The 22,103-nt window shown below is 69.0% G+C and carries 21 protein-coding genes and 2 pseudogenes; 10 read left to right on the top strand and 13 right to left on the bottom strand.

All coding sequences use genetic code 11. The features are described 5' to 3' along the window. Positions 1–9: 9 nt before the first annotated feature. Positions 10–600 (top strand): GNAT family N-acetyltransferase, encoded by a 591-nt coding sequence (locus IZR01_RS20640; protein WP_194924777.1) that lies wholly within the window; start codon positions 10–12, stop codon positions 598–600. Positions 601–636: 36 nt separating this feature from the next. Continuing rightward, positions 637–1,719, top strand: a complete 1,083-nt coding sequence (locus IZR01_RS20635) for a helix-turn-helix transcriptional regulator (protein ID WP_267254852.1) — start codon at positions 637–639, stop codon at positions 1,717–1,719. 192 nt (positions 1,720–1,911) lie between these two features. Here IZR01_RS20635 and IZR01_RS20630 read toward each other — a convergent pair whose 3' ends face one another. Next, positions 1,912–3,123, bottom strand: a complete 1,212-nt coding sequence (locus tag IZR01_RS20630) for an alkane 1-monooxygenase (protein WP_194924776.1) — start codon at positions 3,121–3,123, stop codon at positions 1,912–1,914. Between the two features lie 143 nt (positions 3,124–3,266). Between IZR01_RS20630 and IZR01_RS20625 the strand changes: the two are divergent. Continuing rightward, positions 3,267–3,554, top strand: a pseudogene (locus IZR01_RS20625) (cell division protein CrgA); the annotation flags it as partial. Between the two features lie 109 nt (positions 3,555–3,663). Here IZR01_RS20625 and IZR01_RS20620 read toward each other — a convergent pair. From IZR01_RS20620 to IZR01_RS20595, 6 genes are all read right to left on the bottom strand, one after another. Further along, entirely contained in the window at positions 3,664–3,900 is a 237-nt protein-coding gene (locus IZR01_RS20620) for a hypothetical protein (protein WP_194895035.1), read from the bottom strand. 144 nt (positions 3,901–4,044) lie between these two features. Then, positions 4,045–4,509 (bottom strand): hypothetical protein, encoded by a 465-nt coding sequence (locus IZR01_RS20615; RefSeq protein WP_194895034.1) that lies wholly within the window; start codon positions 4,507–4,509, stop codon positions 4,045–4,047. Positions 4,510–4,691: 182 nt separating this feature from the next. Continuing rightward, positions 4,692–5,843 carry an acetyl-CoA C-acetyltransferase gene (locus IZR01_RS20610; RefSeq protein ID WP_194924775.1) on the bottom strand — a complete coding sequence of 384 codons (1,152 nt, stop codon included), beginning with the start codon at positions 5,841–5,843 and terminating at the stop codon, positions 4,692–4,694. 89 nt (positions 5,844–5,932) lie between these two features. Continuing rightward, positions 5,933–6,526: a TetR/AcrR family transcriptional regulator gene (locus IZR01_RS20605; RefSeq protein WP_194895032.1), complete on the bottom strand. Its 594-nt coding sequence runs from the start codon at positions 6,524–6,526 to the stop codon at positions 5,933–5,935. Then, positions 6,519–7,301, bottom strand: a complete 783-nt coding sequence (locus IZR01_RS20600) for an SDR family oxidoreductase (RefSeq protein ID WP_194924789.1) — start codon at positions 7,299–7,301, stop codon at positions 6,519–6,521. The genes IZR01_RS20605 and IZR01_RS20600 overlap by 8 nt, the downstream gene beginning before the upstream one ends. A 14-nt stretch (positions 7,302–7,315) precedes the next feature. Next, complete coding sequence (locus tag IZR01_RS20595; protein WP_194895031.1) at positions 7,316–8,500, bottom strand: acyl-CoA dehydrogenase family protein; 1,185 nt, start codon at positions 8,498–8,500, stop codon at positions 7,316–7,318. Between the two features lie 42 nt (positions 8,501–8,542). Between IZR01_RS20595 and IZR01_RS20590 the strand changes: the two genes are divergently transcribed. The 4 genes from IZR01_RS20590 to IZR01_RS20575 all read left to right on the top strand — a co-directional run bounded on the left by IZR01_RS20590 (position 8,543) and on the right by IZR01_RS20575 (position 12,402). Next, entirely contained in the window at positions 8,543–9,685 is a 1,143-nt protein-coding gene (locus tag IZR01_RS20590; RefSeq protein WP_194924774.1) for an acyl-CoA dehydrogenase family protein, read from the top strand. Between the two features lie 160 nt (positions 9,686–9,845). Further along, a complete protein-coding gene (locus IZR01_RS20585) occupies positions 9,846–10,736 on the top strand; it encodes an acyl-CoA dehydrogenase family protein (RefSeq protein ID WP_194924773.1) in 891 nt (296 codons plus the stop codon). 157 nt (positions 10,737–10,893) lie between these two features. Beyond that, entirely contained in the window at positions 10,894–11,640 is a 747-nt protein-coding gene (locus tag IZR01_RS20580) for a DUF4097 family beta strand repeat-containing protein (RefSeq protein WP_194924772.1), read from the top strand. 9 nt (positions 11,641–11,649) lie between these two features. Continuing rightward, positions 11,650–12,402 carry a DUF4097 family beta strand repeat-containing protein gene (locus IZR01_RS20575; RefSeq protein ID WP_194924771.1) on the top strand — a complete coding sequence of 251 codons (753 nt, stop codon included), beginning with the start codon at positions 11,650–11,652 and terminating at the stop codon, positions 12,400–12,402. Between the two features lie 11 nt (positions 12,403–12,413). Here the strand turns inward: IZR01_RS20575 and IZR01_RS20570 are convergent, their stop codons facing one another. Continuing rightward, positions 12,414–13,385, bottom strand: coding sequence for an alpha/beta hydrolase (locus tag IZR01_RS20570; protein ID WP_194924770.1), 972 nt, complete (start codon positions 13,383–13,385; stop codon positions 12,414–12,416). Next, positions 13,382–14,509 (bottom strand): LLM class flavin-dependent oxidoreductase, encoded by a 1,128-nt coding sequence (locus IZR01_RS20565; protein WP_194924769.1) that lies wholly within the window; start codon positions 14,507–14,509, stop codon positions 13,382–13,384. Before IZR01_RS20565 ends, IZR01_RS20570 begins: the two co-directional genes overlap by 4 nt. A 110-nt stretch (positions 14,510–14,619) precedes the next feature. Between IZR01_RS20565 and IZR01_RS20560 the strand changes: the two genes are divergently transcribed. The 3 genes from IZR01_RS20560 (at position 14,620) to IZR01_RS20545 (ending at position 18,710) form a co-directional block, all read left to right on the top strand. Then, on the top strand, positions 14,620–15,303 hold the full coding sequence (locus tag IZR01_RS20560) for a PadR family transcriptional regulator (RefSeq protein WP_194895024.1): 684 nt from the start codon (positions 14,620–14,622) through the stop codon (positions 15,301–15,303). Positions 15,304–15,360: 57 nt separating this feature from the next. Then, positions 15,361–15,954 carry a pyridoxamine 5'-phosphate oxidase family protein gene (locus IZR01_RS20555; RefSeq protein WP_194924768.1) on the top strand — a complete coding sequence of 198 codons (594 nt, stop codon included), beginning with the start codon at positions 15,361–15,363 and terminating at the stop codon, positions 15,952–15,954. A gap of 1,343 nt (positions 15,955–17,297) precedes the next feature. After that, positions 17,298–18,710 carry an acyl-CoA dehydrogenase family protein gene (locus IZR01_RS20545; protein WP_228559895.1) on the top strand — a complete coding sequence of 471 codons (1,413 nt, stop codon included), beginning with the start codon at positions 17,298–17,300 and terminating at the stop codon, positions 18,708–18,710. 157 nt (positions 18,711–18,867) lie between these two features. Here IZR01_RS20545 and mctP read toward each other — a convergent pair whose 3' ends face one another. The 4 genes and pseudogenes from mctP to IZR01_RS20525 all read right to left on the bottom strand — a co-directional run. Continuing rightward, a complete protein-coding gene (mctP, locus tag IZR01_RS20540) occupies positions 18,868–20,574 on the bottom strand; it encodes a monocarboxylate uptake permease MctP (protein ID WP_228554753.1) in 1,707 nt (568 codons plus the stop codon). After that, positions 20,571–20,960, bottom strand: coding sequence for a DUF3311 domain-containing protein (locus tag IZR01_RS20535; RefSeq protein WP_194924767.1), 390 nt, complete (start codon positions 20,958–20,960; stop codon positions 20,571–20,573). The genes mctP and IZR01_RS20535 overlap by 4 nt, the downstream gene beginning before the upstream one ends. A gap of 111 nt (positions 20,961–21,071) precedes the next feature. Further along, on the bottom strand, positions 21,072–21,836 hold the full coding sequence (locus IZR01_RS20530; RefSeq protein ID WP_194895020.1) for a bestrophin-like domain: 765 nt from the start codon (positions 21,834–21,836) through the stop codon (positions 21,072–21,074). After that, positions 21,833–22,103 (bottom strand): annotated as a pseudogene (locus IZR01_RS20525) (hypothetical protein); the annotation flags it as partial. The gene IZR01_RS20530 and the pseudogene IZR01_RS20525, both read right to left, overlap by 4 nt.

The raw sequence follows: 22,103 nt of genomic DNA, 5'->3' as shown, positions 1-22,103 counted from the left end.
TTGGCGTCTATGACTTACGACACCCCCGGGACCACGGTCCGGCTCCGACCGATCACGCTGGAAGACTGCGCCATCGACGAGGCCAACGTGTCGACCCCCGAGAACGACCCCTACAGCTTCTACGGCTTCACCGACCCGAACCGGCTGCGCAAGAGCGTGGAATCGGGCGAGGCGTACCAGAAGTGGGGCGATCTGACCGGCCGGCTCGCGGTCGAGGCCGACGGCGAGTACATCGGCCACGTCAGCTGGCACCCGGTGCACTACGGCCCGGTCCCGGCCCCGGGCCTGAACTTCGGCATCGGCCTGATCCCGGCCGGCCGGGGCAAGGGCTACGGCACCGAGGCGCAGCGGCTCCTGGTGGCGTACCTGTTCGAGAACACGACGGTGAACCGGGTGGAGGCCTCGACGGACGTCGAGAACCTGGCCGAGCAGCGGTCGCTGGAGAAGACCGGGCTGCTGCGCGAGGGCATCACCCGCGGCTGCCATTTCCGGGCCGGCGAGTACCGCGACATGGTGGTCTACGCCCTCGTGCGCGCGGACTTCGAGCAGGCCCGGGCCGCGAGCCGCGGCACGAAGGTCCGCACCGGGTTCACGGCGTAACGCGAATCTGTCGGCGGCTGGACGGATAATCCAGCTATGCGCGCCAGTCGACTCGTCTCCCTGCTCCTGCTGTTGCAGACGCGGGGACGCATGACGGCCCAGCAACTCGCCGACGAACTGGAGGTCTCGGTCCGCACCATCTACCGGGACGTCGAATCGCTGCACGAGGCCGGCATCCCGCTCTACGGCGACGCCGGCCCGGCCGGCGGCTACCAGCTGCTGGCCGGCTACCGCACCCGGCTGACCGGCCTGTCGGCGGACGAGGCGCAGGCGATGTTCCTGGCCGCGCTGCCGGGACCGGCGGCGGAGCTGGGACTGGGCTCGGTGATGGCCGCCGCGCAGCTGAAGGTGAAGGCCGCACTGCCGCCGGAGCTGGCCGACCGCAGCGGCCGGATCCAGGAGCGCTTCCTGCTCGACGCGCCCGGCTGGTACGACGACGGGGACACCAGCGCCTTCCTGCCCGCGGTCGCCGAGGCGGTGTGGAACCAACGGCGTATCAGGGTGCTGTACCGGCGGTGGACCGAGCCGACGGAGGTCGAGCGGACGCTGGCGCCGTACGGGATCGTGCTGAAGACCGGGAAGTGGTACGCGGTCGCGGAATCGGCGGGGCGGGTGAACACCTACCGCGTGAACCAGATCCTGGAACTGACCGCGCTGCAGGACGACGACTCGCGCTTCGAGCGGCCGGCGGACTTCGACCTCGACTCCTACTGGTCCCACCAGGTCGCGGAGTTCCGGACCCGGCTGGTCCAGGGCGAGGCGCTGATCCGGCTCTCGCCGGGCGGTCGGCGGCGGCTGGCGGAGGTGATGGCCACGGATGTGGTGAAGGCGGTGGACACCACCGCCGAGGACGACTGCGAGCGGGCCGGCTGGGTGAAGGCGACGGTGCCGATCGAGTCGCTGACCCACGCCCACGGCGAATTCCTGAAGCTGGGCGCCGGGGTCGAGGTACTGGCGCCGGAGACGTTGCGGGAGCGGATCGCGGAGACGGCCGCGGGGCTGGCCCAGCTGTACGGCGCCGCCTATTCGGCCACCCAGGCCGCGATCACGGCCGCGGCCGTACCCACCGACGCCGCCGACACCAGGAGAGCGCAGAACAAGAACGCGCCGAACCGGTAGCGGTACCAGAGCGACATCGGGGAACGCAAAGGAAACCACCCCTCGGGTCGGCATCCCTGCGTGAGTGATATCAGCACGCTTGGGTCGGGCGGGTCAAGGGCCGGGAAGCCTTTCTACGCACCCACTCCATCATGTGAGGGAGTAAGAAGCGTGTGAAGGAGCCGGGGACGCTTCCCTACTCGGCGGCGTGGCTCAGCCGCGCGCCGCCGCCTCAGCCCCAGCCCCAGCCCCAGCCTCGTACTCGGCCTCGTACTTGGCCCGCAGCTTCGGCGTCAGGTTCGCCTTCAGCGCGTCGCCGTCGTAGTGGTCCAGCACGCGCTGGTCCATCAACCGGCGCCAGGCCGGCGGGAACAGCGCGACCACGATCATCGTCGCGTAGCCGCCGGGCAGCTGCGGGGCCTCGTCGAACGAGCGCAGGACCTGGTAGCGGCGGTTCGGGTAGGAGTGGTGGTCGCTGTGCCGCTGGAGCTGGTACAGGAAGACGTTCGTCGACAGCCGGTCGCTGTTCCAGCTGTGGACCGGCTCGACCTTCTCGTAGCGGCCGCTATCAGTGCGCTGACGCAGCAGGCCGTAGTGCTCCAGATAGTTCACGATCTCCAGCAGCGAGAAGCCGAACACCATCTGTAGCAGCAGGAACGGCAGCACCCCGACCCCGAGCCAGACGGTCAGCGCCGCGAACAGGAGCACCGTCATCAGCCAGGCGTTCAGCACGTCGTTGCGCAGCGACCACGGCGAACGCTTGCGCAGCCGGTGCTTCTTCGTCTCCAGCGCCCACGCCGACTTCAGCGAGCCCCACACGGTACGCGGCCAGAAGCGGTAGAAGGACTCGCCCAGGCGCGCCGACGCCGGGTCCTCAGGCGTCGCGACCCGCACGTGGTGCCCGCGGTTGTGCTCGACGTAGAAGTGCCCGTAGCCGGACGGCGCCAGCGCGATCTTCGACAGCCAGCGCTCCACTTCCTCGCGCTTGTGCCCGAGTTCGTGCGCGGTGTTGATGGCGATGCCGGTCACGATGCCGATGGTGATCACGATGCCGACCTTGGACGCCAGGTTGACGTGCGGCTGGCTCCAGGCCCACGCTCCGAGCACCAGCGACCCGAATTGCAGCGGTAGATAGAGGAACGTCAGAACCCGGTAGTACCAGGCCGACTGGAGCTGCGCCTCCCGCTCCACCGGCGGGTTGGCGGCGTCCTCGCCGATCAGCCAGTCCCCGACCGGCACGATGACGTAGACCAGGAACGGGGTCAGGTACCAGGCCAGCGCGTTGTCGAAGCGGTGCCACAGGCCGTAGCCCACGTAAGGGAGGATCGGCACCACCAGGGCCAGCGGCCACAGGTAGCGTTTGCCGTCCTGCCAGGCCTGCGCCTCCGGTCGCAGCTCACTGGTACTGAGGGTCGACGCCGACATGTCACAGCCTCCCGCTGTCCGTTCCTGTCTGTTGCGTTCTGTCGTTCTCCGGCACGCTTTCGAGGGATTCCGCTATTGGATCCCTTGCACAATGAGAGTGGCACGCATCACACTGCAGGGCAAGGGTCCAAGTTGACAGGAGCGCCATGAATGACAAGCCCTCGCCCCCGTGGTTCGGCGCGGTGATCCTCGGCTGCCTGGTAGTGGCCGCCGCCTGGATCCTGACATACACCCTCGCGCCGATCCCCGGACAACACGCCCTCGGCGGGTGGAACTACGCGATCGTGGGAGTGTTACTGAACTTGTTCATCGGCCTGTCGATGCTCTGGCACGGCGACCCGCTGGATAAGAGCCGGCGGGAGGCGCGGGCGGCGCACGCGGAGCGGAGCAGCGGCGGATCGGCCGCGGGCAGCGCAAAGACCGCGAGCTAAAGACAGAGCCGGAATTCCCAACACACGCAAGGGTCCCCGCGTCAGGCAGACGCGGAGACCCATGCGTGCTGTGACTATGCCAACCTGCGATGCTGGTCTTGCTGTGCGACTACCACCAGACCGGCTGGCCATCGAGCGGGCCACCCAAGCAGATGCCGTAGCCAGGCTGGAGTTCCAGGACCTGGCCGCCCGATGCGATGCAGTCGTAGAGGGATACTCGCGGATGCACGTTGGTGACCGGAGGACTGGCGGTGGCAGAGGTGGCCGCGCTGGCAGTAGCGACCGGGACCAGGACCACGCCGGCCGCGAGAGCGGCGCCGGCAGCGATGGTGGCGATCTTACGCATGCGAGTACTCCTTCGAGTAACCAGTCAGGCACGTAGGGTGCCCTAAGTAGGCTCGCATGACCGGCCCGGGGCGCGCGCACCCCGATACCTCCGCGTGGGTGATCACCAAGGGTTGAATCCCTGGTCAGAGCGGGTGAGATGAGCTCAGGAGTTGACGCACTGGGAGTCGCTGATGTCCTTGCTGCCGCCGAACTGCGGCGGCTGCTGGAAGTTCGTCCCGAGCACCGAGGCGACGCCGCCGAGCGAGTACTCGATCCGCCAGCTGCCGGCCGCACAGGGCTGCGTGATGTTAATGTCCTGATAGTTCGGGGTCGGCATCCCGGTGTACGCGCGGGCGTCGCCGGCGTTCGCCCACGGGGCGTTGCCGGCCTTGTGGTACTGGAGCTGGAGTACCAGGTTCGTCTGCTTCGGCGGCGTGGCGCACTTTATGCTCACCGTCGACAGGACTTCCTTGTTCAGCGGGCGCGGGTCGTCGCTGATCTTGACGTTGCAGTCGTACTCGGTGGCGGTCACCTTGAAGTGGTGCCCCGAGCTGGTCGGCCGCACGATGAGCACCAGCAGCAGCACCGCGGCGGCGACTGCCGCGCCGGCTTTCCAATTCAGGTTCATCGCCATTCAGAGTACTGCCGGGAATCAGCTCGGTCACGGGCTTCACGAACTGATAAGCATCACGGATCGCATACGTTTCAGCGAACGATTCGCCGGGCATCGCGCGGCTGGTCCCACGACTATCCGCCGCCGATCCCGCCGCCCGTCCCGTCGGCGATCCCGGCGTGGGAAGACGTCGCAGATCAGAGTCTTTCGATGATCGTGACGTTGGCCTGACCGCCGCCCTCGCACATCGTCTGGAGCCCATAGCGGCCGCCGGTGCGCTCCAACTCGTGCAGGAGCGTGGTCATCAGTCGCGCGCCGGTGGCGCCGAGCGGGTGGCCCAGCGCGATGGCGCCGCCGTTGACGTTCACCTTGGCGAGATCGGCGTCAGTCTCCCGGGCCCAGGCCAAGACCACGGACGCAAAAGCCTCATTGATCTCCACGAGGTCCATGTCGGCCAGTTTCATGCCGGCCTTCTTCAAGGCGTGCGCGGTAGCCGGAATCGGCGCGGTGAGCATGTAGATCGGGTCGGCGCCGCGGACCGACAGGTGATGGATCCGGGCGCGCGGGGTGAGGCCGTGGGTCCGTACCGCGTCCTCGGAGGCGATGAGGAGCGCGGCGGAGGCATCAGAGATCTGCGACGAGACGGCCGCGGTGAGCCGGCCGCCCTCGACCAGCGTCCGCAGTCCGGCCATCGCCTCCTTCGACGTGTCCCGCCGCGGGCCCTCGTCCACCGCGAACCCTTCGTACGGCACGATTTCGCGCTCGAACCGCCCCTCGTCGATCGCGGTGAGCGCGCGCCGATGCGACTCCAGCGCGTAGGCCTCCATCGCTTCCCGCGACACGTCCCACTTCGCTGCGATCAGCTCGGCCGCGTGGAACTGCGTCACCGGCTGGTCGCCGTAGCGCGCCTTCCAGCCCTTCGATCCGGAGAACGGATCCGTGATGCCGAACTGCGTGGCGACCGTCATCGCCGCCGCGATCGGGATCTGCGACATGTTCTGCACGCCGCCGGCCACCACGAGATCCGCCGTCCCGCTCATCACCGCCTGCGCCGCGAAGTGCACGGCCTGCTGCGACGAGCCGCATTGCCGGTCCACGGTCACGCCGGGCACCTCCTCGGGCAGCCCGGCGGCCAGCCACGCGGTGCGGGCGATGTCGCCGGCCTGGTGCCCGATGGTGTCGACGCAGCCGAACACGACGTCGTCCACCGCCGCCGGATCCACCCCGGCCGCGTCCACGACCGCCTTGATGACGTGTGCTCCCAGGTCGGCCGGGTGGGCCGCGGCCAGTGCGCCCTTCTTACGCCCGACCGCCGTCCGCAGTGCCCCGACTATGTAGGCCTCGGCCATGGCTGCATCACTCCCTGCTTGGTACTGCTGATCCTGCTTGGTACTGCTGATCCTGCTAGGTACTGCTGATCCCGCCCTGCTAGGCACGGCTAATCCCGGCTCTGGAACCCTTCGAGGATCATGGAGAGGTACTGCGCCGAAACCGCCTCGGCCGTGAGCTTCCCGCCCGGCGCGTACCAGCGCACCGCCACCCACACCGTGTCGCGCACGAACCGATACGCCATGGTCGCGTCCAGATCCGCCCGGAACGTGCCGGACGCGATCCCCTTCTCCAGCGTCCCCAGCCAGATCTCGCGGAACTCGCGGTCGGTCTCGTCCAGATACCCGAAACGCGGTGACTGCCGCAGCTGCTTCGCCTCGTTCTGATACAGCGCGATCGCCGCGTGGCTGCGGTCGATGGCCTGGAACGAGGCGTCGACCAACTGCTCGAAGGCGCGGCGCGGATCGCTCTCCTGCTCGACGATGGCGCGGTAGTCGCGGAACAGCTCGTCCAGGAAGGTCCGCAGGATCTCGTCCGCCATCGTCTCCTTGGAATCGAAGTGGTGGTAGAGGCTCCCGGACAGGATCCCGGCGGCGTCGGCGATGTCGCGCACCGTCGTGTTCTTGTATCCGCGCTCGGCGAACAGGCCGGCGGCCAGGTTCAGCAGTTCGGCGCGGCGGTCGGAGGCAGGTGGCTTAGGCATGTTGGCTCGAAACGGAGAGGACTTCACCGGTCAGGTAGGAGGCATAGTCGCTTGCCAGGAACACCATGGCATTCGCGACCTCCCAGGGCTCGGCGGCGCGCCCGAACGCCTCGCGGGCGGTCAGCTCGGCCAGCAGTTCGTCGGTCGTGACCTTGGCGAGGAACGGGTGCATGGCCAGCGAGGGCGCCACGGCGTTCACCCGGACACCGTAGGGGGCGGCGTCCAGGGCCGAGCAGCGGGTCAGGGCCATGACCCCGGCCTTGGCGGCGGCGTAGTGCGCCTGGCCCTCCTGCGCGCGCCAGCCGGTCACCGAGGCGTTGTTGACGACGGCGCCGCCGGAGCCCTGGTCGCGCATCCGGCGCAGGGCAGCCCGGGTGCAGCGGAAGGTGCCGTTCAGGGTGACGTCCAGGACGCGCAGCCACTGGTCGTCTGTCATGTCCAGGACTGAGGCGGTGCCGCCCAGGCCGGCGTTGTTGATCAGGACGTCGAGGGTTCCGAAGCGCTCGGCGGTACCGTCGATCAGACCTTGCACCTGCTCCTCGCGGGTGACGTCGCAGACGATGGCGTGGACGTGGTCCTCGCCGAAGTCCTCGGCGAGCGCCGTACGCGTTTCCTCCAGGCGACGTTCGTGGTGGTCGCTGACGACGACCCGCGCGCCTTCTTCCAGGCAGCGGCGAGCGGCCGCGGCGCCGATGCCGGTTCCGGCGGCGGCGGTGACGGCGATGTTCTTGCCGGCCAGCAGGTTGTGGCCGGGGACGTAGGAAGGCGCGGGGATCCCCTTTGCTGCACTCACGCTCGCGGCTCCTTCGGCAGGCCGAGAACGCGCTCGGCGATGACGTTCCGCTGGATCTCGTCGGATCCGCCGTAGATGGTGTCGGCGCGGCTGAACAGCCACAGCCGTTGCCATTCGTCCAGGTCGTAGTCGGGTCCGGTGACGGTGCCGGCCGGGCCGAGCACGTCCATCGCCAGCTCGCCGAGGTCCCGGTGCCAGCGGGCCCAGGCCAGCTTCGCGATCGAGGCCGCCGGGCCGGGCGCGCCGTCGGCCAGACCGGTCATGGAACGCAGGGCATTGAGGCGCAGGACGTCCAGACCGATACCGGCGCGGGTGAGGCGGTCCAGGATCAGCGGCTCGTCGAGCGCGCCGGTCCGGCGGGCCAGCGCGATGACCGCGTCCAGCTCGCGCCGGAAGCCGATCTGCTGCCCGAGCGTCGACACGCCGCGCTCGAAGCCGAGCGTGGCCATCGCGATCCGCCAGCCGTCGTCCACCGCCCCGACGACGTTCGCCGCGGCCGTGCGGGCGTCGGTGAAGTAGACCTCGTTGAACTCGGAGGTCCGGGTCAGCTGCAGGATCGGCCGGACTTCCACGCCTGGCTGCTTCATCGGGACCAGCAGGTATGACAGGCCTCGATGTTTCGGCGCCTCGGGGTCGGTGCGGGCCACGACGAAGCACCAGTCGGCCAGGTGCGCCAGCGACGTCCAGACCTTCTGGCCGTTGAGGATCCACTCGGCGCCGTCCTCGCCGAGCACGGCTGTGGTCTTGACGTTGGCGAGGTCGGAGCCGGCGTCGGGTTCCGAATAGCCCTGACACCAGAGCTCTGTCACGTCCCGGATCCCGGGCAGGAAGCGCTGCTTCTGCTCCTCGGTGCCGAAAGCGATGAGCGTCGGGCCGAGGAGCTGTTCACCGATGTGGCTGACGCGGATCGGGGCGTCGGCGCGGGCGTACTCCTCGTGGAAGATCACCTGCTGCGCGACGCTGGCGGCCCGGCCCCCGTACTCCTTGGGCCAGTCCAGGCAAGTCCAGCCGTGCAGCGCCAGGTCGCGGTCCCACTTGAGGCGGACGTCGAAGGCCTCGTGCTCGCGCCCCGGCCCGCCCAATCCCTTGGCCTCGGCGAATTCGCCGGTCAGGTGGTCGTGGAGCCATGCCCGGACCTCGGCACGGAACGCCTCGTCCTCGGCGGTGTCGGTGAGGTCCACGGAGGCTACCCTACCAATCGTTTGCTTGGTACGGTAGGCCGCGTGGACCTGAGCTTCAGCACGGCCGAGGAGGAGTTCCGGGCGACGGTGCGGACCTGGCTGGCCGCCCACCTGCCGGCCGGACCGCTGCCGTCGATGGACACCGCCGAGGGCTTCGAGGCGCACCGCCGCTGGGAACTCGAGCTGTTCCGGGAGCGCTATTCGGTGGTGTCGTGGCCGGCCGAATACGGCGGCCGCGGCGCGTCGATCACCGAGTGGCTGATCTTCGAGGAGGAGTACTGGGCCGCCGGCGCCCCGGGACGCGTGTCGCAGAACGGGATCAACCTGCTGGCGCCGTCGATGCTGGACCACGGGAGCGCCGCGCAGAAAGCGCGGTTCCTGCCCGCGATGGCCTCCGGCGAGCAGATCTGGGCGCAGGTGTGGTCCGAGCCGGAGGCCGGTTCGGACCTGGCGTCGCTGCGTTCCACGGCGGTGCGGGCGCCGTCGGACGACGGATGGCTGCTGTCGGGACAGAAGACGTGGTCCTCGCGTGCGGCGTTCGCGGACTGGGGCTTCGGCCTGTTCCGCAGCGACCCGGCGGCCGAGCGTCATCAAGGGCTGACGTACTTCCTGTTCCCGCTGACCGCACCGGGAATCACGGTACGCCCGATCCCCCAGTTCGACGGCGAGCCGGGCTTCGCAGAGCTCTTCTTCGACGCGGTGTACGTGCCCGACGCGGACGTGCTCGGCGGCGTCGGCGAGGGCTGGAAGGTGACGATGGCCACCGCCGGCAAGGAGCGCGGGCTCTACCTGCGCTCGCCGGGGCGGTTCATGGCCACGGCCGCACGGCTGGTGTCGTCGTGGCAGGCGGCGGGCCGGCCGGCGGAGTTCCGCGACCGGGTCGCGGACGCCTGGATCGGCGCGCGGGCCTACCGGCTGGCGACGTTCGAGACCGCGGCGCGGATCGCGGACGGCGGCACGCTGGGGGCCGAGACGAGCGTGAACAAGCTGTTCTGGTCGGAGCTGGACCTGGCGATGCACGAGACGGCGCTGGATCTGCTGGGACCGGAAGCGGAGACGCTGGACTCGGCCTGGATGGCCGGGTACTTGTTCGCGCTCGCCGGACCGATCTACGCCGGGACCAATGAGGTGCAGCGGAATGTGGTGGCCGAGCGGGTGCTCGGATTGCCGAGGGGGGCTCGGTGACAGTGGAGTCGCGCGGCGCGATGGTGATGTCCGGTGACGCTGGTGTCCCCGGTGATGCTGGTGTTCCCGGTGATGCTGGCGTCCCCGGTGGTGCTGATGGCCCCGGTGACACTGATATCCCTGACGCTGGTGATCGGGCGCGAGCTGAGGAGGCGGCGCGGTGAGGTTCGCACTGACCGAGGAGCAGCGCGACTTCCGCGATGCGGTCGACTCCTTGTTGCGCGACGCGAACGGCGTGGCCGCGGCGCGCGCCTGGGCAGCGGGTGATACCAAGCCGGGGCTGGAGATCTGGCGCGGGCTGGCGGCCATCGGCGTGCACTCGCTGGCCGGCGAGTATCCGGTCGAGTTGTGTACCGCCATGGAGCGCATCGGCTACCACGCGGCTCCCGGCCCGTATCCGGAATCCCTCGCCGTCGCGGCCGCGCTCCCCGAGTGGCGGCCGCGCATCGCCGCCGGGGCGATCGTGACCGCCGCCGTGCCGCCGGTCTCGCCCTACGCACCGAATGCCGATATCGCAGAGGCCTGTTTCCCTGCTGCCGATTCGCAGCCGGTCGCCTCGCTCGACCCCACCCGGTCCCTCTTCCGCATCGCCGAGCGGCCCCAGCCCGAGCCCGCTCCCGCTCCCGCCGAGCTGATCCTCGACACCGCCGCGCTCCTCACCGCCGCGCAGCTCCTGGGCCTGGGACGTGCCGCCCTCGATATGACCGTCGCCTACGCCAAGCAGCGCGTTCAGTACGGCCGCGCGATCGGCGAGTACCAGGCCGTCAAGCACCGCCTCGCCGATGCGCACACCGGCCTGGAGTTCGCCCGGCCCCTGGTCTTCGCCGCCGCGCTCAGCGCCGAGCCGCGCGATGTCTCGGCCGCGAAGGCTGCCGCGAGCGAGGCCGCCTACCGTGCCGCCCGGGCCGCGCTCCAGCTCCACGGCGCCATCGGCTACACCGACGAGTACGACCTGTCCGTCTACTTCAAGAAGATCCGGTCGCTGCACGCCGCCTGGGGCGGCCCCGCCTTCCACCGCGATCGGCTGCTCCGGGACCTCGGGGAGCTTTGACCCGGGACTCACGATTCACGCAGGTCAGACCGCTATCCGGCAGATTCTCCGGCGGCGGTCCGCGCCGCCCCAAGATCCTCCCAGGTAGGGTGAGTACCGCCCAACAGTGGGGTTACCCCCATCGCCCCGACCCGCGCCGCCGAGCCACCATCTACTCATGACCTTCGACGCCACCCCGCCCCGCGCCCCGATCGGCGCCCTGCGGATGAGCAGCCTCGCCATGGCCGGCGTGATCGTGGCCGTGAGCGTGCCGGTCGCCGTCGCCACGATGGGGATGTCCACGCAGGTCACCGACCAGCAGGCACAGGTCCCGATCCGGGCGGCGGGACCGATCACGCGGGTCGTCGTCGACGACTCCGAGAGCGACGTGCAGATCTCCGGCGATCCGGCGGTCACGGGCGTGGACGGGCAGGCCGTCGTGCAGTGGAAGGGCAAGGGCGGGAAGCGGGCGGCGCTGCGGCAGAGTGTCGCCGGCGGGGTGCTGACGCTCACCAAGGACTGCTCCGACGGCGGGTGCGGGCCGATCGACATCACACTGACGGTGCCCGCGTCCGTCTCAGTACAGGCCACCACCTCCAACGGGCAGATCGTGCTCAACGGGGTCAGCGGCGCCGCCGTGCTGACGTCGAGCAACGGCGGGATCGAGGCCGACGGGCTGGGGTCGGCGAACTGCTCCTTCAAGACGACGAACGGCGGCATCGACGCCTCGTTCCGCGGCGCGCCGTCCCGGATCACCGCCGGCACCATCAACGCCGACGTGCACATCACCACCGACGGCAGCACCGCGTACTCCGACGCGGTCCACGTCACCAACGGCACACGGCAGCTGTCCAACGTGCGGGACCGCAGGTCGCCGAACGAGATCGACGTGACCACCGCCAACGGCGACGTGACCATCAGTTAGGGCCCTGAAATGACCTCCGAACCCACCCCGACCCGCCGCCCGATCACGACCGTCCGGATCAGCACCGTCGCCCTGCTCGGCATCGTCGCCGCGATCGCGGTCCCGGCCGGTGCCGCCGCGCTCGTGGTGTCCGGCTCGGTGAGCGAGAAGACCGAGCAGGTGGACATCGACCAGGCCGGTCCGGTCCAGAAGATCGTGGTGTCCGACACCGACAGCTCGGTGCACATCACCGGCAACGCCACGGTTCCCGGCGTGTCCGGGCACGCCACGTTGCAGTGGGGCGACTTGGGCGGCGACGGCCATCCGGTAGCCCTCGACCAGAGTCTCGCGAACGGCGTGCTGACCCTGTCGAAGTCCTGCGACGGCGGCCAGTGCGGCAGCGCGGACATCGACATCCAGGTAGCGCCGTCCGTTTCGGTGCAGGTGGTGACCACCAACGGCGGTGTCCAGGTGAGCAACGTGTCCGGGTCCGTGAACCTGAAGACCACGAACGGCGGCATCACCACGGACCAGCTCGGCGGCGGCGACGCATACATGAAGACCACGAACGCCCCGATCCAGGCCGCCTTCGCCGGCGGCCCGAAGAACATCACAGCACTGAGCACCAACGCGCCGGTCGACATCACCACCGACGGTCGCACCAGCTACTTCGACGACGCCCATGCCACCAACGGCGACACGAATCTGGAAAACGGCTCGAACCGCCACTCCGAGAACCTGATCACGGTGCGGACCACCAACTCCCCCGTCACGGTCAAGTAGCGCTCAGGCACTCATCGGCCGACCGCTAGACCGGCCCGCACCGCGGCGAACACCGCGGCGCGGGTCTTCGCGGCGGTCGGATGCGGCATGTTCAGGAAGCCATGGAACATCCCCTCCACCGGAAGGTGCTCCACGGCGACCCCGGCCGCGGCGAGCCTGGCCGCGTAGGCGTCGCCTTCGTCCCGCAGCGGATCGTGCTCGGCGGTGACGATGCAGGCCCGCGGCAGACCACTGAGATCTGGCGCATTGATCGGCGACATGTAGGGATCGGCGACGTCGGCACCCTGCACGTATTGCTCGTGGAACCAGGCCATGTGCTTCGCGGTGAGGAAGAACCCTGTCGCGTTCTCCTCCCGCGACGGGTAGCCGTTCTCGCCGATGTCCACGGACGGATAGATGAGCAGTTGGAGGGCGATCGCAGGGCTCGGACTCCCCTGCGCGGCGCGATCCCGCGCCATCAACGACACCACCGCCGCGAAATTGCCGCCGGAGCTGTCCCCGGCGACGGCGAGCCGGGCCGGGTCCACTCGCAGTTCAGCGGCGTGCGAGCTGACCCAACTCGTGACGGCGTAGGCGTCGTTCAGGCCACCCGGGTAAGGCGTCTCCGGCGCGAGCCGGTACTCCACCGAGACCACCGTCGCGCCCGTCGAGTGCGCGAGGTCGCGACAGAAGTTGTCGTAGACGGCGATGTTGCAGATCGAGAAGCCGCCGCCGTGGAAGAACACGACGACAGGTGTCGTCGCATCGGGATCAGCATCCTGATCCGCGACCGGGCGGTAGATCCGGACCGGGACCTCGGAGGCGCCTTCGGGCCCCGGGACCGTCCGGTCCACGACCGAGGGAAGTTCCACCAGGATCGGCAGTTCCGGTGCGTGCGCAAGGATTTCGCGGGCCTGGACCGCGTCGGTGACGGTCTCGCCGAGATCGGGGAAGACCGCCGTGAGCACGTCGACGATGGCGCGGGCACTTGGATCGAGCGTCATCGGGTCTCGTCCTTCTTCCGGAAGTGCGGGATGACATGAGCTCCCCACTGGCCGATGGTCTCCAGCGCGGCGTCATGCGGGACGGTACCCATCTGGATCAGACAGATCACCTCGTCGACGCCGATCCGGGCGAGTTGTTCGACGTACTCGACGGCGCGGGACGCGGTGCCGTAGGCGTGGTCCACGTTGTAGGTGCCGGTGGAGCTGGGACGGACCGGGATGTTCGCCTCGTGCAGCTTGGCGACGACCACTTCCCGCTCCAGCTTGAGCACGGCCGCGTTGTCGTCGTCCGCGGTGTCCTCGGACGGCTCCGGGCCGCCGCCGTACCAGTGCAGGATCGACTCGGCGAAGAAGCGCTGGCCGCGCGCGCCGATCCGGAACGCCTCGGCGCCGTCGTCGGCCACGATCGTCGGACACAGTGCGGCGAAGTGGTCGTTGCGGACCGCCGAGACGAACCGCTCGCCGGTGCGCTCGGCCAGCGCCGCGTCGTAGACCCGCCGCAGCGCCGAGATCTCCTCGGCACCGGCGAAGCCCAGGACCAGCGCGCCGACGCCGTAGTCGGCCGCGGTGCGCAGGGTCTCAGCCTTCGAACACGCCATGAACAGCGGCGGGTGCGGGGTCTGGATCGGGCGGGGCAGCACCTGGCCGGGGCCGATGTCGAGCAGTCCGTGCCACTGGAACTGCTCGGCCGTCCAGCAGTTTCCGATGATCCGTAAGGCTTCTTCGACCTGTTCGTAGGTCGAGGCGGGGTCCACACCGCACATCGCCATCTCCTGCCGGGTCGCCCCACGTCCGGCCCCGAGGTCGAGGCGGCCGCCGGACAGGACGTCGAGCATCGCGGCCCGTTCGGCGACCCGGATCGGGTGGCCGTAGCCGAACGGCAGGCAGACGACGCCGTGGCCGAGGCGGATGCGGCTGGTCTTGGCGGCGACGTGGGCCAGGAAGACGTCGGGGGCGGACATGTGGGCGTAGCGGAGCAGCGAGTGGTGCTCCACGGCCCAGATCCGGTCGAAGCCGGCGGCCTCGGCGGCCACGGCCTGCTCGACGCAGTCGGCCAGGGTCGCGCGTTCACGCTGCGGCGTGGGGTCGGCGAGTTGGGCTTCGAAGATCACGGAGAACTGCACGGGCGCCTCCCGCGGTTTGTATTCCTATTAGAAACACACTGCGTGGCGCATGGAATCTCAGGCGGTGCGAGGTGTCAAGGCCCGCCGCGGCCTCCACTACTGTTGCTGAGATGGCCCCTCAAGCACAGGACGAACCGGTGGACGCCGAGACCGGCGCCGACGACCCGCGGCTGCCGGCGACCAGCTGGGCGGTGCTCGGCATGCTGTCGTTCGAGCAGGAGCTGTCCGGCTACGACATCAAGAAGTGGGCCGACTGGTCGCTGAAACTGTTCTACTGGTCGCCGTCATTCAGCCAGATCTACAGCGAGCTCAAGCGACTGGAGAAGCACGGGTACGTGACGTCGCGGACCGTGATGCAGGACGAGGTGCGCGGCAAGCGCGTGTACGCGATCACCGACACCGGGCGCGAGGCGGTGCGGAACTGGTCCCGGACGGCGCCGGTGGAGGTACCGGTGCTGAAGCACGGGGTGCTCCTGCGGGTCTGGCTGGGACACCTGACCGAGCCGGAGCGGCTGCGCGAGATCGTGACCGAGCACCGGGACAACTCCGAGCGGCGGCGGGCCGAGGCCGCGGTGGACGCCGAGGCCGCCCACGACGAGACGGCTTGGGCGTACCCGGAGATCGCGCTGAAGTGGGCCGAGCGGTACCACGCGGCGGAACGAGACCTCGCCGAGCAGATGCTGGGCGATCTGGACGAGTTGGCGGCTTCGGGGCGAGCCACCGAGCCCGTACCGTTGCCGCCGGATTCGCCTTCGCTGGCACCGCGACTGCCGGGAGTGCCAAGCACTGAATAACGTCCACTATTCGAAACGATATTGCCCAGAATACGGGCACGGGTGGACACTCGGAGCATGGCTAACGTGCACGAGGTCATCGACGCCAAACTGCGCAAGTTCATCGAGGCGCAGCCCCTGTTCTTCGTCGCGACCGCCCCGCTGGCCGCCGACGGACACGTCAACCTCTCGCCCAAGGGCACCCTCGGCTCCCTGGCCGTCCTCGGCCCGGACCGACTGGCGTACCTGGACCTGACCGGCAGCGGCGCCGAAAGCCTGGCCCACCTCCGCGAAAACGGCCGCATCACCCTGATGTGGGTGGCATTCGAGGGGCCACCGAACATCGTCCGCGTCCACGGCACCGGCGAGGTCCTATGGCACGACGACCCACGCTGGGACGACCACATCGCCCTGTTCCCAGCCGCCGCCGACCCCGGCGCCCGCGCGATCGTCCTGGTGCGGGCAACACGGATCAGCGACTCATGCGGCTACGCCGTACCGTTCATGGAGTACAAGGGCGACCGACGGCTGCTCGCGGAGTACTTCGGACGACGCGACGAGGAGTTCCACGTGGATTACGTGGCGCGGAAGAACACGACGAGCATCGACGGGCTGCCGGCCGTCCCGGTCGAGACGCTGCGCTCACAACTGAAGTCGGGGCAGCAGGCGTAGAGGAAGTCACGCACAACGACGACCCGCTGCACCTGTCTGCCGTGTTCGACATCACCCCGAATACCAGCCCGCCCTTCATCAAAGCCCCCTACGGCGAAGCCGGCTTCGCCGCCCAGACGCGAGACCGCTGCACACGGCCGAGACGGCCTGCCACCCCTTGCGACGCAGGCAACAATGAAGCCCAGATGCGAGCCAGACTCCTGACAATCTCCGGTCGGCGACAAGTGATCAAGGCCAAGAACCGACAGCCCGCGTCGGCAGTCGGAGCATGGCCTGTCGACATTGATCCACGACCCGGTCGAAGGCCGCCGTCAACTGGCAACCGTAGAGACGCGAATCGAGGCGAGGCAGTTCGCCCTTGCCGAATTCATCGTCGTTCGCGTCGTCTTCGAAGCCTTGGTGCAGAAGTACCTATCTGCCGACTCCGATCCGCGCGCCGTCAACGCGGTCGCACGCGAGGAAATATGCAACCTGGTGCTCAACGCCGAGCGCGCCGCTGCCGAATGGAACCCTCCGGTCGCTTTGACACCGGCAGCATCCACCGGGCTTGCTCGACACCCGCTAAGCAGCCTCCAACCCACGCGCACTCGATCAGACTTGGGGGCGATGCCAATCCGCTGGCCGTCGGTATTCATATCGGCAGCCGGGCCGGTCCGCACCCGCCAGCCCAAAATCCGCGCCCGCGCGACTGCTGCGTTACCAGCACCTGGACCGGCAGCCGAACTCACCGAGCCGACGGCCCCGCACCACCAGTTTTGTACTTCTCCGGCCGGTTTTCGGTTCGTTCCCCTCGGTCGCGTCGGCAGGGCTTTGCCTACAGTGCCGGTTCTCGGGAGTCAAGTTCGCGCTGTACGCAGCCGCCACCTGCCCGCTTACCGTAAGGGCGCGGACTTTACTCCCGGGGTTCGGCGCTGTACCCATCGGGCTGACGACGCGAGCGAGGGGAACGAACCGTAGCCGCCTCAGGGACCGCCGCCGCAGGGCCCTAGCCGGACCACCCTATGGAGCAGCGCCAGTTCCCCGAGGGAGCCAAGAGCCCCCGCCGGAGGCGCCGGCCCTTCACCAGGGCTCTTGACCTTGACTTTTTGCCCTTGCTCCGACCCACCGGAGTCGAAGAGGCCTGAGGTGCGGCGGGGTCGTGAACGCGGGAACTGGCAGCCGACACACAGACTCGCCGACCCGAACCCCGAACCGGCACAACTAATACCGAAGGCCGTAAACAGCTTCTAAGGCCACAGCCGAACCGCAGTTCGGTTCGAAACTCCCCGACTCGAAAACTCCCCGCCCCGACCGCCCCTAGATCGCTCTGGCGAGTTGCCGCGAAGGCGGCTACGGTCCGCGCCATGCGCTTCGACCCCGAACAGGAAGAACTCCGGCGGACGGTGCGGACGCTGCTGGAGCGGGCCGCCGGTGGCGATGTGTGGCGGCTGCTCGCCGAGCAGGTCGGAGCGCTTGGGCTTGCGGTTCCCGAGGAATTCGGCGGTGCCGGGTTCTCGGTGTTGGAGACGCATGTGGTGTTGGAGGAGCTTGGGGCGGCTTTGGCGGCGCCCGGGTTTCTGAGCACGACGTTGGCTGCGCAGGCGATTCTGGCGGGGGATTCGGTGCGGGCTAAGGGGGATTTGCTGCCGGGGATCGCAGCGGGTGAGACGCGGGCGACGGTGGGATGGGGCGGGGCTGTCGAGGCTAGTAGCGAAGGTGGCGGCTGGCGGCTGACTGGCGTGGATGAGCATGTGCTGGATGGCGGCGAGGCAGACTTGTTGGTGGTGCCGGCGCTGATAGCGGATCGCAGTGGACTGATGCAGGAGGCACGCCCGGGCCTGGCACAAGCGGCACCTCCGGGCCTGACGCAGGAAGCACGCCCGGGCCTGGCACAAGCGGCACGCCCGGGTCTAACCCACGAAGCACGCCCGGACCTGGCACAAGCGGCACGCCCGGGTCTAACCCACGAAGCACGCCCGGGCCTGGCACAAGCGGCACGCCCGGGTCTAACCCACGAAGCACGCCCGGACCTGGCACAAGCGACACCTCCGGGCCTGACGCAGGAAGCACGCCCGGATCTGCCGCAAGAGGCACCTCCGGGCCTGGCGCGGGAAGCACGCCCGGATCTGCCGCAAGAGGCACCCCGGGGTCTAGCGCAGGAGGCACGCCGAAGCCTGGCGCGCGGGTCCCAACCAGCGCCGGGTGTCGGTTTGTTTGCGGTCGCCGCCTCAGATGCCGTGCTGCGGTCGATCGAGACTGTCGACCCGGGTCGACCGCAGGCGCGCGTCGAATTCCGCCGCTCCCCCGCGACCTTGCTCAGTGCCGACGCTCCCCTCGACCGGATCCTCGACCTGGCCTGCGTCGCCATCTCCGCCGAGCAAGTGGGGGCGGCCCAGCGTGCCTTCGACCTGACCCTTGCCTATGCGAAGCAGCGTGTGCAGTTCGGCCGCCCCATCGGTTCCTTTCAAGCGGTCAAGCATCGCCTCGCCGACATGTTCACCCTTCTGGAGTCGGCACGCTCCGCCTCCTACGCCGCCGCGTTCGCAGCTGTATCAGGGCAGGAACTCACCGTCGCCGCGTCACGTGCCAAGGCCTACTGCTCCGAGGCCTTCTCCGTCATCGCCGGTGAGGCGATCCAGCTGCACGGCGGCATCGGCATCACGTGGGAGCACCCGATCCATCTCTACTTCAAGCGTGCGCACGCCACCTCGCAGCTCTTCGGCACCCCCGCGTGGCACCGTCGGCGGTATGCGCACGCGGTCGGCCTCGCCGCCTGACGGTGCCCGTTGCGCGTTGCCGCTGCCCGTTGCGCGTTGCCGCTGCCTGTTGCGGAACAAGCAAGGCCCCGAGCCCATAAGGGATCGGGGCCTTGTCTTTAGCTCCAGCCTTAACGCTGGATCAAATGCTGGATCAACCACTGGGGCCAAATCGGCTCTAGATCTCCGCGAGCGCCGGCTCGGCCTCGATCAGGTCCGGCAGGTCGGCGTCGCCTTCGTCGGCGGTGTAGTCGCCGGCCTGCGTCTCGTCGACGCCGTCGGCCACCTTCAGTGCCCGGAACACCAGGGTCAGCGCCACTGCGACGACTAGGTTCAGGACCAGCGCCGTGATCGCGATGTACGAGTACAGGTGCGTGCCCGGGACCTTCGCGATCTGGTTGCCGAAGTGCTGCTGGAGGACTGTCTTGCCGTCGGCGGCGAACTTCTTCTGCTGCCAGGCGACCACGATGCCGTAGATCACGCCCGACCAGAGGCCCGCGACCAGGGCCCAGCGGTGGAACCAGCGGTTGAACAGGCCGATGACGATGGCTGGGAAGGTTTGCAGGATCAGGACGCCGCCGAGCAGTTGGAAGTTGATCGCGCTGGTGGCGTCCAGGCCCAGGACGAAGATCAGGGCGCCGAATTTCACCAGGAGTGAGACGGTCTTGGAGACCTGCGCCTGCTGCTTCGGGGTGGCGTCCGGCTTGATGAAGTCCACGAAGATGTTGCGGGTGAACAGGTTCGCCGCCGCGATCGACATGATCGCCGCCGGGACCAGGGCGCCGATCGCCACGGCCGCGAAGGCGACGCCGGCGAACCAGGACGGGAACACCGCGTCGAACAGGGCCGGGACCGCGCGCTGGGCGTTGCCGCCGAGGTGGCCGGTGGGCGTGCCGTTGAAGCCGACGGCCAGGGCCATGTAGCCGAGCAGTGCGATGAAGCCCAGGACCAGCGAGTACAGCGACAGGCCGGCCAGGTTCTTGCGGACCGTGTTGCGATTCTTGGTGGACAGCACGCCGATCTGCGCGTGCGGGTACATGAACAACGCCATCGCCGAGCCGAGCGCGAGGGTCGCGTAGGGGAAGGCGTTGGCCTTGCCGTTGGCCTCGTTCAGGGACAGGAATCCGGGCTTGGTCTTGCCCTTGGTGGTGGAGGCCAGGTGGAAGATCCCGTGCCAGCCGCCGACGACCCGGGTCGGGATGTAGATGACCGCGACGATGATGACCAGGTAGATCAGGAAGTCCTTGACGAACGCGATCACCGCCGGGGCGCGCAGGCCCGAGGTGTAGGTGAAAGCCGCCAGGACTGCGAAGGCGATGAACAGCGGCAGGTCCTTGGCGAAGGTCGAGGAGCCCTTGCCGCCGATGCCGATGACGTCCAGGCAGGCCTGGATGCCGACCAGCTGTAGCGCGATGTAGGGCATCGTCGCCACCACGCCGACGATGGCCACGCCCAGGCCCAGGCTCTTGGAGCCGTAGCGGCCACGGGCGAAGTCGGCCGGGGTGACGTAGCCGCGCTTGCGCGAGACCGACCACAGCCGGGGCAGGAACAGGAAGACCAGCGGCCACACGATGATCGTGTAGGGCACCGCGAAGAAGCCGAAGGCGCCGGCGGTCAGTGCGGCCGGGACCGCGACGAAGGTGTAGGCGGTGTAGAGGTCGCCGCCGAGCAGGAACCAGGTGATCCAGCCGCCGAAGCTGCGGCCGCCCAGGCCCCATTCCTCCAGGTGGTTGGCGTCGCGCGCCTTGCGCCAGCGCGCGGCCAGGAAGCCGAGTACCGAGACCACCAGGAAGAAGAAGATGACGACGAACAGCTCGGTCTGGTTGATGCCGTGCGAGCCGACGTTCGGGGTCGGGACGCTCGATGCGCTCAGCGGGCGGGTCATTCCGCGTCCCCTTCCTCGGCGGTGTCACCTTCGGTGCCGTTGGTGCCGTCGGTACCGTCGGTACCGTCCGTCTCGGAAGAGGCGGCGCCGTCGCCGCCGTCCGCCTTCGGGGCAGCCGCTACGACTGTCCCCCCGACCGCGACCGGCCGGCGCGCCAACTCCTCGCGCCGCACGACGTAGTACGCCAGCCCCATGAGCGCGGCCGTCACCGCGACCCAGAGCAGCTGCCACCAGAAGAAGAACGGGAAGCCCGCCACCTCCGGCTTGTCCTTATCGAAAATCGGCACCCCCAACACGGCGATGAAGGGCACGATGACGCAGACCGCCGCGATGAGGCGGGCCGGCGTCACCACCGGCCCTCTAGTACTCTGCTCGCTCTCTGACATGAGACGAGACCCCTCCCGTTTACGTAGGGAAACTGCGCCGAAATCTAGTCGCCCGGCGCGTTTCCGATCACGGGTTAATTGACAACGACTCGGTAACGGATGCTACTGGCGTCATCCGTTGATCTGCGTGAACTGTTGCAGTGCGTGTCGGAAGGCTGTCGGGGCGATACTCAACGGCTCGGAGTAGGGATGGGAGAGCCCGATCACGATGAGGATTCCCAAGCCGACCATGGCGCCGAGACCGGACAGCACGACCGTGTTGCGAAGGTTGGCGGTCAGTCCGACCAGCGGCGGGTAGGCGACCAGCAGCACGGCGGCGATCACCAGCGCCAGGTAGAGCAGCGAGGGCATCGAGTAGTTGACGTCCGCGGCCCGGATCAGCCGCTTGGAGTAGAGGTCGTCCAGGGCGGCGGAGACGTCGGCCCGGTCCTGCTCGTCGGCCGCGGTGGCCGGCTTGACGGCGCCGACCTCGACCCGCAGGGCGTCCAGCGTGGCGGCGGCCGTGTCCGAGGTCTGATGCCGGCCCATCGCCGGCCAGTCGTCGGCGATCACCTGGTCGGCGTACATGGTCAGCCCGGCGCGCACCCGGTCCCGGTCGGCGGGCTGGAGCTTGCCGGCCAGCCAGTACGCGGTGGTCACAGACCGGGCCTCGTCATACGTGTGCTGACGGTCGGTGTTGTATGTGGACCAGGTGCTGGCGATCAGGAACGCGGTCACCAGGATGAACGAGGAAAGCAGGGCACTGCCGACCACCGACAGGGCCTGCGGGTTGTGCGAGCCAGACACCGCGCGCTCGGAACGGCCGAGCATCCTGGCCAGTCCGACCGCGACGATCACCCCGACGACGAGCGCGAGTATCGCCCAGAACACCATCATGGCTTGCCTCCTGTGGCCGGGCCGGTTGGTCCGCCGGCGGCCCCGCCGGCCGCGGCGGCCGCCGCGATGGTCGCCGGGACCATCAGGGCGACGAGTGTGGTCAGGCCCCAGTCGGGGCCCTGGTCCTGGCGGGCCGGGATCAGCGCCGCCTGTGCCGGGGGGATCCCAGGCTTCTTCACCGGGAGCTTGGGCGACGGCACGATGTGGTGCACCGGAGGCGGCGGCACCGGACGAGGTGCCGGCGGCCGGGGACGCGGGGGCGGTGGC

It is taken from the genome of Catenulispora pinisilvae (assembly GCF_015356865.1).
In the GTDB taxonomy this organism is placed as follows: Bacteria; Actinomycetota; Actinomycetes; order Streptomycetales; family Catenulisporaceae; genus Catenulispora; species Catenulispora pinisilvae.
This window is presented reverse-complemented; position numbering and strand designations above follow the sequence as displayed.